Source organism: Exobacillus caeni (assembly GCF_005747095.1).
GTDB classification, from domain to species: domain Bacteria; phylum Bacillota; class Bacilli; order Bacillales; family Guptibacillaceae; genus Exobacillus; species Exobacillus caeni.
Genome location: NZ_SWLG01000015.1, coordinates 50,917 through 68,314 on the forward strand (window position 1 = coordinate 50,917; position 17,398 = coordinate 68,314).

Below are 17,398 nucleotides of genomic sequence, written 5' to 3' on the forward strand. Positions count from 1 at the left end.
CTTGCTCTGAAAGAAAAATCCGAACTGATTCAAATTCTGAATAAAGAAATTTGAATCACAGTTCGGATCTTCATGTGGCTAAAATACTTTTGCGGCCTATTTAACAGAGGTTATATTTTGATAGATAAAGTATAATGGCCTTTTCTTACAGCTAAAACATAAATCAATGCAAGTGAAAAAATACTTAACCAGAAGGTAAAATAACCGATTTGCTGGAAGTAATCTGCAAGGACCGGATAACGAGGCATCTGCCCGAATACATAATCGATGACATCGTTATGAAGGGTCCAGATTGCTACGACGACAAGATGCCAGGCTTTTATCTTATAATATGGTGCATAAAGCAGCCCCTGAAGAGCCATCCCAGCATGTGAAAAAATCAATAAGTAATTCTCCCAGTAGACCTGTCCACTGACTTGAATTCCCCAGACATTCATTACAACCGCCCATACTCCGTACTTGAAAAGCGTAACAGCTGCAAGCGCTTCTATAAGCGGAACATTTTTTTTCATTATAAAAGCGACCAGTACAATTACAAAGAAAAGGCTTGCCGTTGGACTGTCTGGAACAAAAATCAGAAACTTTAGCGGTGTTTCAACAAGCTGCCATTGATACCAATAATAGCCATATATTGTTCCAAGGACGTTAATAACAAGAAGCATGATCAGAAACGGCTTCGTTTTCAAATAAAATATGTACTTTTCCATCTTATTACCATTTCCTCTCTGGTAATTTCTACTCGGTTGCAAAAAAAAGCTGACTTAAAAGTCAGCTTTTCGTTATTTATTCGCTTCAGCAGTTTCAACGATGAATTGAGCAAGCTTTTGAAGTTCCTCATCAGAACCTTCGAATGCGTTCGCCGGCATCGCTGGCGGAATACCGTTTTTTGCGATGCCCATAATTTCTTCTGCTGATTTTTCAGTCTCAAGCAATGATGGACCTGTAGCACCCTGTAAGCTGTCTCCATGACATCCGATACAGGATTGTCCAGAGTAAATCTGGTAGCCCTCTGCATCTTTATCAACATTGGCTTCAACAATCTCACCCTGTTTTGCTTGCTTTTCCCAGTCGTGCGTTACGACTGATTCCCAAGTTAGGAAGATCGTAGAAATAACAGCTAAAAGCATCATTCCTACTGCGATCGGGCGCTTGCTTGGACGGCGCTCAGGGCCTGGATCCAACCATGGAGCAAGTAAAAGTGATCCAAACGCGATTCCCGGAATAATCATTGTACCAATCAAAGTATAGTCACCAGCAGCGTACTTGTACTTAAGCAATTGATATAAAAATAAGAAATACCAGTCCGGAAGCGGTGTATAAGTCGCATCTGTTGGATCGGCAACACGCTCTAAAGGCGATGGATGCGCAATTGTTAATAATAAGTATCCGATTAAAAAGACTGCACCTACCATCCACTCTTTTAACAAGAAGTTTGGCCAAAACGCCTCTGTTTTGCCTGGATATTCAGAATAGTCTTTCGGAATGTTCGGCTTCTTCTGGGCGGGTACCCTTGAGTCGCCCACAAATTTCATTCCCTTACCGCGGTGCATTCTTCCCCCTCCTTCTCTGTAGCTGTTTTCAACGCTTTAAAATGCAACATCAAAGTCAAATCTAATAACTGGATCTTACAGTGGACCAGAAATACCTTGCTTGCGGATCATAATAAAGTGAGCACCCATTAATGCAAGCAATGCTCCTGGCAAGAAGAAAACATGGATAGCAAAGAAACGGGCAAGTGTTTGTGCACCGATAATTTCTCCACCTGCAAGCAATGTTTTTGCCATTTCTCCGATCACTGGAATCGTAACAGCAATCTGAAGTCCTACTTTTGTAGCGAATAACGCTTTCATGTCCCATGGCAACAGGTAACCGGTAAAACCAAGACCAAGCATTACAAAGAAGATTAAAACTCCTACTACCCAGTTTAGTTCACGAGGTTTTTTGTAAGCACCCTGGAAGAAAACACGTAAAGTATGTAGGAACATCATGACGATTACCAGGCTCGCACCCCAATGGTGCATACCCCTGACGATGACGCCAAATGCTACCTCATTTTGAAGATAGTAAACAGATTCCCAGGCATTGACGATGTCTGGAACATAATACATAGTTAAGAACATACCAGAAAGAATTTGAATAACTACAATAAAGAATGTTAGCCCACCAAAGCAATATACAAATGCTGAAAAATGATGAGCCGGGTTAACGTGCTCAGGCACTTCGTGGTCTGCGATATCGCGCCACAATGGAGTTATGTCCAAGCGCTCATCGACCCAGTCGTAGATCCGTTGTAACATCGGTTTTGCCCCTCCTATCGTGGTTCTGGTTTTCCAAGATAAAGTTTTCCTTTTTCAACTTTCATCTTGTATACATCTAACGGTGCTAACGGCGGTGTTCCAGGAACGTTTACCCCGTCCTTCGTATATCGACCGCCGTGACATGGGCAATAGAACTGATCCGGATAAGCCGCATTTGAAGACCAGTCAACAGTACAACCCAGATGCTTACAAACCGGAGAAAGGGCGACGATTTCATCCTTTTCATCTTTATAAACCCAGGCAGATTGCTCAACCTCAGATTCATACCAACCGTCAACCTGATCCACTTTGAATTTTTTCCGTTGAGGTTCTTTCGTAATTTCACTAACGTCCATCACCGGCACCATCTCTTGCTCAGTACCTTCTTTTAAAACCGGATCAATCGCAAACCGAACCATCGGCATCAACATTCCGGCTGCCATAAATCCACCGACACCTGTAAGGGTATAGTTTAGAAATTGGCGTCTAGTAACCTCGTTTTTCTTCGCCATTGGTTTCCCCCCTATCCTATGAAGTAAGTCCAACCGGACAGAATTTTTACACACATATAACTAGGACATACCTATGATAGCGTAGTCAGTAAACAGTGTCAATAATATCATTTGCTAAAACCAAGAATCCATTCCTTATTTTGGGCTGTTTTGCCATTTTTTTGTTACAATTTGCAAAACCTGTTTGACCTGTGTCGAAACCGTTTCCATCTTATATTCATTGTCCATATGTTCGAGCGGTATCGAAGGTAGCCAGACAAGGGTATCCTCCAGCCTGTCCTCTGCATTCTTCCACTCCACGTCCGAAGTCAGGTACACCACGTAGGATGCACCGTTGCCAATTACCTCATTGTGCCATTCTGCAAGTCTTTTGACCTTTTCTTCCATCGGTTCAGAATTTAAATAGGTGAACGGGGGAAGAAGCAGCAACCTGCCTCTTAACTGGCGTTCGAGTTCATGTGAAATAATCGAAATATACTCACCTGCAGAGACAGTTCCTTTCAAATTGTTTTCCAGTCCAAACGGAATTAAAGGGACGACAATAGTGTCTACATATTCTTTTTCTTTCGCATACGTTTCTATATCAGACGCAATCCACTTCATCAATTTTCTCCTCCTTTAACGGCTCCCCGATCAGGTGCCATGCAGTTGTCTCAAACCATTGCTTTTCAGGGAGCGAACGAAACATGCTCTCCGACATATCGAACCAGATTACTCTATCTTCTCTTTCTGCAAGCCTTATCGCTTTTTTCCAGAGTCCTGTCTGTTCGAAAATATCATTCCAAAAATATTTCAAATGGAAATAGCTTTCTCCCTTTTCTTCTGGCATTAAACAGAAAAAGCGCCCGTTCCTTGCCCACATTCGGCACCCACTCAAATAATCATCTGAAATATCTTCGGGATAAGCAGGAAGCGGATAATAAACAGCATACGGGAAAAAATTCATCCCCGATTCTTCCATCGCCTGCTTAAACAACAGTTTTTTCTCTTTACATCCCTTAATCTCCTGCCAATCATCAGTGTCGCTATCCAGCGATGCAAAATGACCGCTTCCTGTACGGTTCAACTTTGAAGAGTAAATCTTCGCGATACAATCCATTGATAAATGAGATGCGATACTGTTCGCAGGTATGTTAGATTCTTCTGTCGCATAACCAATCCACTTAATGTGCGGGTTCTGTCTAAGCTGGCTTACCAAAAAACGAAATAGCTTTCTTGCAACGCCTTTCCCCCGGTCATGGACCCTGGTCCTGAGCCTTCCCAAAATAGCATATTGTATTTCATAAACTGTAATTCCAGCGATTCCAATCAGTTCATTTTCATAAAAAGCGCCATATAGAAGATCTTCCTGTACCAGCTTATCAAAAATCCTTACTACATAATCGTTTTCGATTCCCGTTTCCATCTGACGGAATTGTTCGGCATCCCCAAGGCCGAGCCGCCTCATATGTAAATCCATTCGTTCCACTCCATCCCCATCTAGCAACTTTTCCATCCTTTTCAAGCATAAAAAAACCCTTGAATAACTTCAAGGGTTAAAGCTCATTTAACTGCTCAGAGAGCCTTAAGAAAACCTCTTGATTTTTTTCATCAAGCGCTTCATCTATTTGCTTCAAGAGTTTTTCCTTTTTAAATGAAGCGAACGATTCATCAAGAAACATTTCCGCCCAGAAGGCAAACTTTTTATCTGCTACCATGTTTTCAGGCAAAAACGGATTTTCTTCTAATACAGCGACATAATGGGGGCTCGTGTTCTTCGCCTTGAAATTCAGTTGAATGTATATTGGTTCATTCTGGTTCAAGCGAATATCATGGAACGATTTTTCGGGATCTGTTGTTATGATGTTCTGTTTATAAAAACGAAAAGGCGCATTGTCCACACAATGAGTAGATATGACTAGCGCTTTAGGACAAAATTCTGCATTCTCCACAAAATGAACATTCCCCATTAGTACTTCATCACTAATCAAGTAATTCAAAAGCCAGACGCATTCTCTCTTTTTGACTTGATAGTTTTTTAAGAACCATTTCAGGAAATCCTTCTTCTCCACAACAGATACGGAGCTGCTCATTGCGATTCCTCCCCGATATATATAGCCTATAAGTAATATTCGCCATCGACTGCTGGATTCCTTCCAGAGCTAAAATAAAATCGGACTTGTTTTTGCAGGGATTTAGATACGTTGTTCATCTTCAAATCGAAGGACTTCTTCTTCCAGATGGACAAGTGATGGATCGATAGACAGAGCTTGTTTGAAAAGCGCCACTGCTTCTTCCCTTTTGCCTTCTTCCATTAAAAACAGGCCGTATTCTTCCAAAAATACAGGATTGGTCTTTAAGTAAGTATATGCATTTTCGTAATGCTTTATTGCTTCTTTGTAGTTCTCAATTTGGTTGCTCGCTGTTGCGTAGTACCATTCGAAATAAGGGTCGCTTTCACCTATTTCTGTTAGGTGATCGATAAGCTCAAGAACTTCTTCGTATCTTTCTGCATCTTTCAGGTAACCTGCCAGCAGCTTGGCCCCTTCTGTATGTGAAGGATTTATTGCAAGAAGCGATCTTAAGTACCTCTCTCCGCTTTCACTATCTTTTTGCTTAAAGCTTAAGCGGCTTGCATTTAAATAAAGTGCCTCATTATATTCGTCCACCTCGATCCCTTTCGCTAGAGTAGCTACCGCTTCATCAATTGCCCCTTCCTCTTCATATGCGTTCGCAAGGTACGGATAAAGCGTGCTGTACTGGTGATCAATCTCTTTAAGCTCCTCAAATGCCTTGATCGCTTTTTTATATTGGTGGATTTGAAGCGCTGTAAACCCAAAACCGAATAATGCATTGATCTCTTTGTTTTTTATGAGACCTTCTTCATAATAGGTGATCGCTTCCTCGAAATGCCCGCTTCCACTTAACGCTTCTGCCAATCGGAGTGCGATGCTCTGATCTGCAATTTCTGTTGAAGATTCCAGCACTTGTTTATAATAAGGGACCGCTTTAACATACTGCCCCTGAGAAAGGTAAAATTCTCCTAGGCCGAACGTAATAATCGGTTCATTCGGCGCAGTTTTTTTCGCTTCTAACAGTTTTTGTTCTGCTACTTCCTCCAGGCCTTCAGATTGATAAAGATCAGCGAGGAGCATCAATGCGGAAGGATATGCCGGATCGTCGGCGGTTATGTTGCTTAACGTTGAAATCGCTTCCTGCTCTTGTTCGGACTCAACATAGCATTCTGCTGCTAGAACGAGCAGCTGTCCTTCATTGGGATAAAACATTAAGAGCTCTTCAACAAGTTCTTTACTTTTATCGATCAAGCCCCATCCATAATAAAGATTTGCAATTTCGTATAACGTTTCATGATCTGCGTCCTTTTGAAGTTCTGATAATTCATCTAATCCTTCTGTAACTTCTCCGGATTCAACAAGTGTTATTGCTTTATTAAGACGCTCCACTTTAACTTCTCCTTTATTTTCAACTTTATCGTTTTAATTAATAAGCTTTGTTAATAGTAGAAAAAAAACCAGGCCGTTTAATAACTAATCTCTGCCCAAACTCAGGCCGTTCATAAGTTATTTCACCTGACTTCATAACCTGTCCCCTTAACACGCTATAAACGGGTTCCCTTTTATGATAAATAACTTTCTCATCTTCTTCAAATGCCATGCTTTCGATTAATGGAAATAAATTATAGTCCAGATCGCTTTTGGAAAGGATACGCCCCTTTTGAGGGAAGATCCCAATTTGTTTCAGCAGGGAAAAGTCTATTTGTTCATTCATTTCAGGAATGGTGGTATTTGTCGGAATGGTCAACCTTCCAGAAATCTCTTTCCATTGTTTTTCCAGAAGGATACGCTTTCGTTCAGGAAGATGAAGTTTGTGAAGATCCGGGGCAATTACGGCATTATAAGGAAAAATCTTCTGTTGAACCCATTCCCACGGTACAGTTTGCAAATCCTTCTCTGTTTCCGGCTCAGCGATTATATAAGGAATGAGATGCTTGTTGCATTGCTGGACTAATCCTGGGGTGACTTTTATCATCGGAACAGAGACACCAATAACAAAATCTAGGCTGCTATTTTTCATTTTATCTAACGCATTATTGATCTCTTCAGGCAGTTTACGCTCCTTTGTTACATTGCAAATAACAAGAAGTGTCGTACAACCGATCTTTTGATAACTTTTCAACCTTTCTTTAAATGCTTCGTTCTCAAGCTGCAAGAGGCTTCTATCCATCATAATTTTTCCGGGTGCCATCACAAACCTTTCCATATTACAAGCAATTCTGCGTTTTAACCTTACAGAACCTGTAATAAATTCTACCTTTCCGTCCTTAATAACAAGCTTCTTTTTCTCTCCTTGCCCCGGAAAAATGGTTGCGTTCTCCATGATATATTCCACCCTGCCCCCTCCTCATTTTGCCTCGCTTTACTGACAAGCTATGAGGAGCAACCTGAATTTATGTATAAAACCACATCCGGCCAAATTGCAAAAAAAATCTACCATGCAGCCCTTGACAGCGCTTACATGATAGAAGTAAAAAAATATGGATAGGAGTGGAGAGAAACCATTACTATTCTTATTATAACAATGCTTTCCAAAAAATCAACAGATATTTTAGAAAATTTAGTATTTATTCGATGACTCGCTAACAGAAATTACCTGGAGCCTGAACTCCAAAAAAATAACTAAGGGTTGTTTTAAGTCTCATTTTCCGCTGGAGTACGGTGAACCTACTTAGCGTCCTTGAGCTTTTTCATTCCACCTCTGCTATTCTCGCCATCGAGGATTTTCCCTTGCTAAAAGTTATACTTTTCTAAACGGTAAAGAAGCACAGTCCGAAAACTGCGCTCTTTTCCTTTTATGTCCGAAGCTTTTCAAGATCCTCAAAGAAATTCGGATAGGAAACTGAAATAGCATCCGCCAGCTCAAGTTCAACGGGGCTATCAGCAATACAGCCGGCAACCGCCAGCGACATACCGATCCGATGGTCCCCAAGGCTAGTTACAGGTCCGCCGTTAAGCTTTGTTTTTCCTTCTATTATCATACCGTCATCTGTGGCTGTGACCGAAGCACCAAGCTTAGCCAGCTGTGTGACGACCGCATCGATTCTGTTCGTTTCTTTAACCTTTAATTCAGCTGCATCTTTTATGACAGTCTTCCCCTCAGCTTGCGTAGCAAGGAGGGCGATAACAGGGATTTCATCGATCAGGCGTGGAATCATTTCCCCTTCGATCGTTATTCCTTCCAACTCAGATGAAGTTATATGGAGATCGGCGACCTCTTCCCCGTTTTCTTCTCTCTTATTGTTAATGGCGAGATTGGCACCCATTTCCTGAAGGACATCGATTATTCCCGAACGGGTAGAATTAATGCCTACATCGGTTAACGTTATATCACTACCTGGAGTTATTGCTGCTGCTGCAAGAAAAAAAGCTGCTGATGAAATATCTGCTGGTACAGATACCTTCGTACCGGTTAGCTTCTGGCCCCCCTTTACGATCACTTGCCCTTCGTTCCGGGAAACGGAGGCACCAAAGCTCTTGAGCATCCGTTCTGTATGGTCTCTGGACAGGAACGGTTCAGAAAGGGTAGTTGTCCCTTCCGCCTGTAGAGCCGCAAGAATAAGGCTGGACTTCACCTGGGCGCTTGCTACAGGCGAATCATACGTTATTGCCTGCAGCCCGCCTCCCCTAACAGAAATCGGCGTTAGAGAACCATTTTCTCTTCCATCGATTTTTGCACCCATCTTCTGTAACGGAATAGTGACGCGGTCCATCGGCCTTTTTGAAATCGAAGCATCTCCAACTAATACAGAGTGAAACGGCCTTCCCGCTAAAATTCCGAGCAGCAATCTGGCCGTCGTTCCAGAATTACCGACATCCAGAGGCGATAAAGGTTCCTGTAGCCCTTCCAACCCCTTTCCATGGATGCGAAGAGATTCACCTTTATGCTCGATCTCAACACCAAGGCTTTTAAAACATTTGATTGTACTCAAACAATCCTCCCCGTTAAGAAAGCCGGTCACTTCCGTTATTCCATTTGCCATCGAACCGAACATCACCGCTCTATGAGAGATAGACTTATCCCCTGGAACCTTAATTGAACCTTTTAAACTGCGGTTGTTGTTTTCTATTTTTCTGATTCCCATTCTTTTACTCCTTACTTATCAAGGTATGTTTCATAGTATGGGCCCAGTTTCTTTTGTGCTTCCTGGCGATCGGTTTCACTTCTGAAGCTAACGCGAAGGACACCCATGATATCTTCTCTTGTCTCGATGATACGAATATTTGTAATGCTGATCTTTTCCTCAGCCAACAATTTAGTTATACTTGCAATGACTCCCGGCTCGTCTTCTACATCTACATAAAGGTCATAGAAAGAAGGAATTGCACCTTTCGACCTTCCAGGCAAGCGGTCACGAAATTGTTTTGATCTGGTAAAGTAATCCAATATTCCCTGACTGTTTTCATCTTTGATCAACTCTTTGATTTTTCCGAGTTCTTCATCCCACTGGTCCAATAAGGAAAGAAGGACTTCTCTGTTATGCAGAAGAATGTCCCGCCACATCTCAGGACTGCTTGAAGCTATCCGGGTTATATCACGAAAACCGCCTGCTGCAAAACGTGACAACGTCCCTTTTGCTTGATCTTCGTCTGCTACATAATTCACGAGACTCGCTGCAAGGACATGGGGGAAATGGCTGATAATCCCAACTAACCGGTCGTGTTCTTTTTCATCCATCACAACAAAAACAGCACCTGTTCCTTCGAGCCAGCCTTTTAGCTTTTCCACCGAATCAGATGAATTTTCGCCCTCGGCAGGAACAAGGAGATAAAAGGCATTTTCAAATAAATGGGCCCTTGCAGCCGTAACACCGCTTTTATGGGAACCCGCCATTGGATGCCCACCAATGAAAACAGCTTTTCCACCAAGTTTATTCCGTGCTATATCCACCACTTTTTTCTTCGTGCTGCCTACATCGGTAATAATGACGTTCTTCTTTAATTGTAAACCCATAAGTTGGTCTATTATGTTTTCGGTTTGGACAACAGGGGTCGCAATAACGATTAAATCAGCTTCAGTAGCCGAAGAAGCAAGATCTGTACTTGATTCGTCGATGACCTTCAGCGTTTCGGCCAGTTTCAGCTGGTTCTCATTAAGATCGTATCCAATGATGCGGCATTTTTCATGTTTTCTTTTTATTCCAAGCGCAATTGATCCGCCGATCAAGCCAAGGCCAATCAATAGAACGGTATTTTTTTCCATCTCCAACTCCTACAATGCTTAATAAATTTGTTTCATGAGTAATTTGTTGACAAAGATTTTAATTTTTTAGCCAGTCTGACAGGCATGTGATGATTTCTTGGTTTTGTTGTTTGTCTCCGACTGTTATACGAACTGCGTTCGGAAAGCCTAGTGCATTACCGGAACGAACGATAAATCCCTGTCTTAATAGATAATCGAATACCTCATCTCCCGACTTGTTCCCGAATCCAATAAGGATAAAGTTACCTTGCGATTCATAATAATCAAGAGAAAATTCTTCACAGAACGTATAAAATTGCTGTAAGCCTTCCTGGTTCTTCTTTTTGCAGGCTTGAACGAATTCCTGGTCACCCATAGCTGCGACCGCAGCGGCCTGCGCGATTCTAGATGTATTGAATGGCTCACGGGCTGGCTCGATCGTCTGGATGACCGATTCGTTTGCAATACCGTATCCAACACGCAGCGCTGCAAGCCCATATGCTTTGGAAAACGTTCGGAGGATAATGAGGTTTGGAAATTTGTCAAGCAAAGCTATCGTATCCGGATAGTCATCTGCCGTCACATATTCTGCGTACGCTTCGTCGCAAACAACCAGGACATCCTTCGGGACTTTATTTAAAAACGGTAATAGGTCAGCTTCTTTTATATAGACTCCGGTTGGATTATTAGGAGTACATAACCAGACGATTTCTGTGTTTTTATCAATGGCAGAGAGCATTTCATCGAGCTGGTGCTTTCCGTTGTCAAGCTCAACTTCCCTGATTTCAGCACCTTCGATAACCGCGTTGTGCTTATACTGGGGAAACGTTGGAGCTGCCATTACTGTATTTTTCCCTGGACTAAGATACGCCCTGCAAAGAATCTGCACGATTTCGTCGGAGCCGTTTCCGAAAATAAGATTCTTTCCGTCTACTCCTAGAAATTCGCTGACCGTTTCTCTTAATCTTGCAGCATACCCGTCAGGATAAACAGCAAGAGACGATAATTCTTTTGAAACAGCCTCTTTTACTTCCGGTGAACAGCCGAAAGGATTCTCGTTCGACGCTAGCTTTGTGACTTTTTTTAATCCTAACTCCCGTTTGACCTCTTCGATCGGCTTTCCTGGCTGGTACGGCTTTAAATCATACATTTGGGGTTTAGCGTTCATAAGGGCACCTCACGTTGATAATTTTTCAGTTCGATAGGGAGCTGTAAGAGCTGCTGCAAAGTCCCCTATCTGTTTGATAGCCTTCTCTCTGGTTTTTGGATCTTGCAAATCCGCTTCATGCGATGCAACCCTTTTAATAAGTGCACTTCCTACAATAACGCCATCACAGCTTTCTTTTAATGCTTCTACCTGTTCGGCTTTGCTGACACCGAATCCTACAGCAACAGGTGCACTGCTGTATTTTTTCACCTTTTCTAAAAAAGCGAACACAGAAGCATGGAACTCTGACCTTACACCAGTTACACCAAGTGAAGAAACACAATAAAGAAAGCCGGACGCGTTACCTGCAATTTGTTGTAATCTTTCCTCTGAGGTTGTTGGCGCTACAAGCGAAATAAGTGCAAGCCCTTCCTTTTCACATAAGGCTCTTAAATGTTCGCCTTCTTCATAAGGCAGATCGGGTACAAGTATACCGTCAACTTCATTTTCGCGCGCTAAAGCAAAGAAGTAATCTTCTCCTAATTGTAACAGAAGATTATAATAAGTAAATATAATGACAGGAATTTTCAGACCCTTTTCTCTCATTTTTTTTACAGATTTAATGGAGCTTTCAAGCGTCGTATTATTCTTCAGGGAACGGGATGCTGCTTCCTGGATCACCGGACCGTCTGCAAGAGGATCAGAATACGGGATGCCAAGCTCGATTACGTTTGCTCCTCTGTCCTGAAGTTCAACCGCCAATTCGATCGTTGCTTGTTCATTAGGATCGCCTGACATGATAAATGGAATGAATAGGTCGTTCCTTCCTTCAACATATTTCTTAAACCGTTTCAATGTGCTTCCCCTCCCATTGTCTTCATTAGTGTATGAACGTCCTTGTCCCCTCTCCCGGACAAACATACGAGTATTGTTTCGTGTTTGTTCATCTCTTTGGCTCTCTTAAATGCTTCTGCCAGTGCATGGGCACTTTCGATAGCTGGTATAATCCCTTCTTCCTGTGAAAGGAGTGTAAGAGCATCAAGTGCTTCATCATCCGTTATGCTGACATATTCTACCCGCTTGCTATCCTTCAGATAGGAATGTTCCGGACCGATTCCTGGATAGTCAAGACCTGCCGAAATAGAATACGGTTCCTGGATTTGTCCTGCTTCGTCCTGCAGCAGGTAAGTAAGAGAACCATGGATCACACCCAGGCTCCCTTTCGTTAGTGTTGCGGCATGTTGAGGAGTATCGATTCCTTTTCCAGCCGCTTCCACACCAACGCAGGCAGATTCATCATCCAGGAATGGATAAAAGGTTCCGATCGCATTGCTCCCTCCTCCTACACAAGCAACGATGCAATCTGGCATTTTATTTTCTCTGTTAAAGAATTGTTCCCTTGCTTCATCCCCGATTACCCGTTGAAAGTCACGGACCATTTTAGGATAAGGATGAGGGCCTACTACCGATCCGATCAAATAAAAAGTATCTTCTACATTGGAAACCCAGTAACGGATCGCTTCATTTGTTGCGTCTTTCAGTGTCTTGCTTCCTGATTTGACAGGCACTACTTCCGCACCTAGAAGTTTCATACGAAATACGTTCAAAGCCTGGCGTTCAATATCCTCTTCCCCCATGAAAACTTTGCACTCGAGTCCATACCGGGCGGCAACAGTAGCTGCAGCGACACCATGCTGGCCCGCTCCGGTCTCTGCAACGATCTTTTCTTTTCCCATCCTTTTTGCTAAAAGAGCCTGCCCGATCGCGTTATTTAACTTGTGTGCCCCAGTGTGGTTAAGGTCTTCACGTTTCAAATAAATTTTTGCCCCGTTAAGCCGTTCCGTCATTTTTTTTGCAAAGGTCAAAGGAGTTGGCCTGCCTGAAAATTCCCGGAGCTCTTCTTGAAAATCATGTAAAAATGCTTCGTCAGCCATGAATTTATTTAATGCTGCCTCTAGCTCTTCAAGTGCATGCATCACTGTTTCCGGTACAAACTTACCGCCATACCTGCCAAAACGCCCTCTTCTATCCGGTACTTGTGTCGCCATTCTTTTTCATCCTCTCAATTATTCGTTTCATTTTATAAATATCTTTTCTTCCATTCGTTTCAATTCCACTGGAAAGGTCGATCCCGTATGGATGGAAGGCCATCAGCCGTTCGATGTTTTCTGGCTTTATGCCGCCTGCGATAAACAAAGGGACTTGCTGTACCTCTGCCTCTTCGAGATAAAACGGAATTTGCTGCCAATCGAATCTTTTTCCGGTTCCGCCCCATTTGTCTTTTGTCCGGTTATCAACAACATATCCATCCACAATAGATTCATAGTTTTTCATCTGTTCTATCGAACGGTCGCTATGATGAATCGCTTTCCATACTTGCAGCGAAAACCGATCTTTAACTTTTCCGGCGAACTCCGGGGATTCCGACCCATGAAGCTGGATTACATCCAGCGGCACCGCTTTTAATACCCGTTCAATCTCGCCAAGTGTAGGGTTAACAAACACACCAACGAGCTTTTTGCATCCTTTGCCAAGTTCATTAAACCAACTCCCTGCAGTTTCCGGCTTTACTTCTCGTCTACTATTCGCAAATATTAGCCCAACATAATCTGCAGCGCTCTCCAATACTGCCTGGTAATCTTCATACGAAGCGTTCCCGCAGAATTTCAACTTAGTATCCAACAGTGACCTCTCCATACAGTGAAGCGATGCCTTTTGCGGGCGTTTCCGCTCTCATCAATGATTCTCCAACGAGCACGCCATTAGCTCCAAATGATTTCACCTTCTCCATGTCCCTTGACGAATGAATCCCGCTCTCACTTATAAACAAACATTGAGGTGGAATTTTCTTGGCGAGCTTCCCAGTGTTTTCAACGGAAGTTTGGAAAGTAGCAAGGTCCCTGTTGTTTACTCCGATCAGACGAGGTGTAAATCTCTCAAGAAGTGTGGATAATTCTTGTTCTGAATGTACTTCTACTAAGCATTCAAGCCCAAGCTCTTCAGCTTTATTGTAAAATTCCTCCGTTTTTTCTGCACCGAGAACAGCAACAATCAATAGAATTGCATCTGCTCCAATCCTTTTACTTTCCTCGATTTGTTTTTCATCGATAATAAAATCTTTTCTCAATACTGGTATACGAACTGATTTTTTAATATCTATCAGAAACTGCCTGTTACCTTTGAAATAAGTTTCGTCTGTTAACACTGAAATCGCATCAGCACGAGCTTCCTCATATTCACGGGCAATTTCCACAGGGTCGATGGCATCATTAATGACACCTTTTGAAGGAGAAGCCTTTTTTACTTCGGCGATCAATCCTACCGGACGGTTAGGCGACCGCAATGCTTTGTAGAGCGAAAACCTTTCAACGTTATTTTCTTCTGGGAGGGTAAGTTGCTGAAGTTCCTGTCTTTTAGTTTCTACAATTTTATTAAGCATGTAATTTCAACTCCTTCTCATACTGCAAGCGTTTTAATTGTTCCAATGCCACCCCGCCTGCCAGCGCATTTCTGGCTGTTTTGACACCCTCTGCGATCGAGTCCACTCTGCCGACGAGATACAGGCAAGCTCCTGCATTTAACGCGACTACGTTTGTGGCAGCTTCATTCGCCTCTCCAGAAAAGATCTGTTTGATCAGTTCCGCACTTTCTTTCACTGTTGATACCTGTATATCTTCTAGAGAACCTCTCTTGATCCCCATGTCTTCCGGTATAAATTGATAGGAATCTATTTTTCCGTTGTTAAGTTCGACCATCGTTGTATGGGTGGTGATCGAGCACTCGTCCAGGCCTTCTCCACCTGTTACAAAGAGAACTCTCTCTGCTCCTACCCGTTTCATGGCCTCCGCCATTTTTAAAGCAAGATCCGCGTCATAAACACCGATGAGCTGGTAATTGCTTCCTGCCGGATTAGCCATCGGCCCTAAACAGTTAAACACTGTCCGGAAGCCGATTTGCTTTCTTGCTTTTACTGCATGTTTCATGGCGACATGATATTGAGGAGCAAAAAGGAAACACATATTTGTCCGTTCTAATGCGCTCCTTGCTTCCTGAGGCGTTTGTTGGATAGGAATTTCCAGATGTTCCAGTACATCGGCACTTCCACTCTTAGAAGAAACCGCTCGATTCCCATGTTTTGCCACATTTACTCCTAAGGAGGAAAGCAGAATGGCAGTAGCAGTAGAAATATTAAATGTTGAAGCCCCGTCCCCTCCTGTACCGCAAGTGTCGATAAGCTCAGGAATATCGTGTTCGAGTGGTAAAACATGGCCCCGAAGTGAGCGAATAAAGCCTGTCAATTCATCCACCGTTTCTCCTCTCAACCTCAAGACCGTAAGCAAACTTGCGATCTGGCTGTCTTCTGCCTGGCCGTTCATAATAACATCCATTATTTCTTTTGCTTCTGTTTCTGAAAGTCTTTTTCCATCTATTAATTCTGAAAGAATCTTTTTAAACATACTCTTTCGCCTCTTTCTTGAAAATTTGTTCTGCCATTTTTACTGCTTTGATCAACGCCCTTGCCTTATTCCTTGTTTCTTCCCATTCCTGTTCAGGGATAGAATCAGCAACTACTCCAGCACCTGCCTGGATGTAAGCCTTTTTGTCTTTGACGACCATCGTCCGAATCGCGATACAGGAATCAATGTTGCCATCAAAACCGATATAGCCCATCGCCCCAGAATAAACGCCTCTTCCGTTTGGCTCAAGATCCCGGAGTATCTCCATCGCACGAATCTTCGGCGCTCCTGACACCGTTCCAGCAGGGAATGAAGAAATCAACGCATCGATCGGTTCGTATTCTTCTGCAAGGTTGCCTCTCACTTTTGAAATAATATGCATGACGTGGGAGAACCGGGCAATATCCATCAACACAGGGGTTCTGACCGTTCCGTACTCCGCGACTCTACCAACATCGTTTCTTGCAAGGTCAACGAGCATATAATGTTCCGCCCGTTCTTTCTCATCTGCAAGCAGTTCTGTTTCGAGCGCTTTGTCTTCCCGGGGGGTACTCCCGCGTTTTCTTGTTCCTGCGATCGGATGAATTTCAACCTCCCTGTTCAACACCTGAACGAGACGTTCCGGAGAGCTCCCTACTACTTCTGCATTTTCCGTCCGTAAATAGAACATATATGGTGACGGGTTGACGATTCTCAGGATTCGGTACAGCTCAAGGGCCGAAACGTTAATATCTAACTCAAACCTCTGTGACAGAACTGCCTGGAACACATCTCCCGCTTTTATATACTCTTTGATTTTCTCAACATGATCGAAGAACTTTTCTTTTTCATAGTTTGATTTAACGCCTTCGAAATCGTCCTGTTCAGTATGGCCTGATAACGTTAGCGTTCCATCAAGATTAATTGAAGAAACGGCCTGATTGACTGTTCTATCTATTTCCCGGATCGCTTCGTTATAAATGTTTTTAACGGTCGTTTCATCAGCCTCTTCCGGAACGCTTGCATGATAGCAAATCGTTAATTCACGGGAATGATGGTCGAATATTAGAATCGTTTCACAGACCGTGAAATAAAAATCTTGAAAGAGCAAATCATGGTTATCATGTGGTGTGACGGGTTCAAAATGCGTGATCCCTTCATAGCCGATATATCCTACCGCTCCTCCGTAAAACGGGAAAGGCAGATCCATCTTTTTGGCGTTTAGATAGCCGAACAGACTGTTCACAGCATCCTTAAATGTTGTACTGCGGGTAATGGTTTCTGCCGATTTGTTCTCAACCAAAAAGGTTCCGGACTCTTCTTTTAACGTTAAGTACGGATCAAGTCCGATAAAAGAATACCTTGACCATAATGATTCTTTATCATTGCTTTCAAGCAGATAAGCCGCTCTTTTTTTTAGATTTTGAAAAATTTGTATGGGTGTTACCGTATCAAGAAGGAAAGTACGGGTGATCGGAATAGTCCGATACGTACTGGCATCCTTTAAAAAGGAACCAAAGTTTGTAGCCATCATTCTCACCTCTCCACTTAAGATGGAGAATAAGAACGTTGAGGAATAATTGAAGGGTGGTTCGTATGAATGCAAATAATAAGAAAAAAACGCAAACCAATATAAAAAGCCCCTGAGCAATAAACCCAGGGGCATGTTTGTTTGCATGCCGGTCCCTAAGCTCTCCTCAACTCAACTATCCTATTCTCAACTGTCTCGTCTCTTATTTTCACTTAACTCTTTACTAACTCTATGCTAAC

18 protein-coding genes are annotated in these 17,398 nt (G+C 42.8%); all 18 read right to left on the minus strand.

Features of this window, described 5'->3' with window-relative positions; all coding sequences use genetic code 11:
* Positions 1–110 precede the first annotated feature (110 nt).
* The 18 genes from lhaT to trpE all read right to left on the minus strand — a co-directional run bounded on the left by lhaT (position 111) and on the right by trpE (position 17,162).
* Positions 111–707, minus strand: coding sequence for a lipoprotein heptaprenylglyceryl N-acetyltransferase LhaT (gene lhaT, locus FCL54_RS18070; RefSeq protein ID WP_138128330.1), 597 nt, complete (start codon positions 705–707; stop codon positions 111–113).
* Positions 708–779: 72 nt separating this feature from the next.
* A complete protein-coding gene (locus FCL54_RS18075) occupies positions 780–1,550 on the minus strand; it encodes a menaquinol-cytochrome c reductase cytochrome b/c subunit (RefSeq protein WP_138128331.1) in 771 nt (256 codons plus the stop codon).
* Positions 1,551–1,625: 75 nt separating this feature from the next.
* A complete protein-coding gene (gene qcrB / locus FCL54_RS18080; RefSeq protein WP_138128332.1) occupies positions 1,626–2,297 on the minus strand; it encodes a menaquinol-cytochrome c reductase cytochrome b subunit in 672 nt (223 codons plus the stop codon).
* A 14-nt stretch (positions 2,298–2,311) separates the two neighbouring features.
* Positions 2,312–2,809 (minus strand): ubiquinol-cytochrome c reductase iron-sulfur subunit, encoded by a 498-nt coding sequence (locus FCL54_RS18085; protein WP_138128333.1) that lies wholly within the window; start codon positions 2,807–2,809, stop codon positions 2,312–2,314.
* Positions 2,810–2,944: 135 nt separating this feature from the next.
* Complete coding sequence (locus tag FCL54_RS18090; protein WP_138128334.1) at positions 2,945–3,412, minus strand: DUF2487 family protein; 468 nt, start codon at positions 3,410–3,412, stop codon at positions 2,945–2,947.
* Positions 3,393–4,268, minus strand: a complete 876-nt coding sequence (locus FCL54_RS18095) for a GNAT family N-acetyltransferase (RefSeq protein WP_171016914.1) — start codon at positions 4,266–4,268, stop codon at positions 3,393–3,395. Before FCL54_RS18095 ends, FCL54_RS18090 begins: the two co-directional genes overlap by 20 nt.
* Before the next feature lie 76 nt (positions 4,269–4,344).
* Positions 4,345–4,881, minus strand: coding sequence for a ReoY family proteolytic degradation factor (locus FCL54_RS18100; protein ID WP_138128336.1), 537 nt, complete (start codon positions 4,879–4,881; stop codon positions 4,345–4,347).
* A 102-nt stretch (positions 4,882–4,983) separates the two neighbouring features.
* On the minus strand, positions 4,984–6,252 hold the full coding sequence (locus FCL54_RS18105; protein ID WP_138128337.1) for a tetratricopeptide repeat protein: 1,269 nt from the start codon (positions 6,250–6,252) through the stop codon (positions 4,984–4,986).
* 37 nt (positions 6,253–6,289) lie between these two features.
* Complete coding sequence (locus tag FCL54_RS18110; RefSeq protein ID WP_138128338.1) at positions 6,290–7,198, minus strand: hypothetical protein; 909 nt, start codon at positions 7,196–7,198, stop codon at positions 6,290–6,292.
* A 460-nt stretch (positions 7,199–7,658) separates the two neighbouring features.
* The gene (gene aroA / locus FCL54_RS18115) at positions 7,659–8,948 is read right to left on the minus strand and encodes a 3-phosphoshikimate 1-carboxyvinyltransferase (protein ID WP_138128339.1); all 1,290 of its coding nucleotides are present in this window, start codon (positions 8,946–8,948) and stop codon (positions 7,659–7,661) included.
* Positions 8,949–8,959: 11 nt separating this feature from the next.
* Positions 8,960–10,066 carry a prephenate dehydrogenase gene (locus FCL54_RS18120; protein WP_138128340.1) on the minus strand — a complete coding sequence of 369 codons (1,107 nt, stop codon included), beginning with the start codon at positions 10,064–10,066 and terminating at the stop codon, positions 8,960–8,962.
* A gap of 58 nt (positions 10,067–10,124) precedes the next feature.
* Positions 10,125–11,213 (minus strand): histidinol-phosphate transaminase, encoded by a 1,089-nt coding sequence (hisC, locus tag FCL54_RS18125; protein WP_138128341.1) that lies wholly within the window; start codon positions 11,211–11,213, stop codon positions 10,125–10,127.
* Positions 11,214–11,222: 9 nt separating this feature from the next.
* The gene (trpA, locus tag FCL54_RS18130) at positions 11,223–12,047 is read right to left on the minus strand and encodes a tryptophan synthase subunit alpha (RefSeq protein ID WP_281281395.1); all 825 of its coding nucleotides are present in this window, start codon (positions 12,045–12,047) and stop codon (positions 11,223–11,225) included.
* On the minus strand, positions 12,044–13,240 hold the full coding sequence (gene trpB / locus FCL54_RS18135) for a tryptophan synthase subunit beta (RefSeq protein WP_138128343.1): 1,197 nt from the start codon (positions 13,238–13,240) through the stop codon (positions 12,044–12,046). The genes trpA and trpB overlap by 4 nt, the downstream gene beginning before the upstream one ends.
* Positions 13,218–13,874: a phosphoribosylanthranilate isomerase gene (locus tag FCL54_RS18140; RefSeq protein WP_425467148.1), complete on the minus strand. Its 657-nt coding sequence runs from the start codon at positions 13,872–13,874 to the stop codon at positions 13,218–13,220. Before FCL54_RS18140 ends, trpB begins: the two co-directional genes overlap by 23 nt.
* The gene (gene trpC, locus FCL54_RS18145) at positions 13,864–14,631 is read right to left on the minus strand and encodes an indole-3-glycerol phosphate synthase TrpC (protein ID WP_138128345.1); all 768 of its coding nucleotides are present in this window, start codon (positions 14,629–14,631) and stop codon (positions 13,864–13,866) included. Before trpC ends, FCL54_RS18140 begins: the two co-directional genes overlap by 11 nt.
* Positions 14,624–15,649 carry an anthranilate phosphoribosyltransferase gene (trpD, locus tag FCL54_RS18150; protein ID WP_138128346.1) on the minus strand — a complete coding sequence of 342 codons (1,026 nt, stop codon included), beginning with the start codon at positions 15,647–15,649 and terminating at the stop codon, positions 14,624–14,626. Before trpD ends, trpC begins: the two co-directional genes overlap by 8 nt.
* Entirely contained in the window at positions 15,642–17,162 is a 1,521-nt protein-coding gene (gene trpE / locus FCL54_RS18155) for an anthranilate synthase component I (RefSeq protein WP_425467149.1), read from the minus strand. Before trpE ends, trpD begins: the two co-directional genes overlap by 8 nt.
* Positions 17,163–17,398 lie beyond the last annotated feature (236 nt).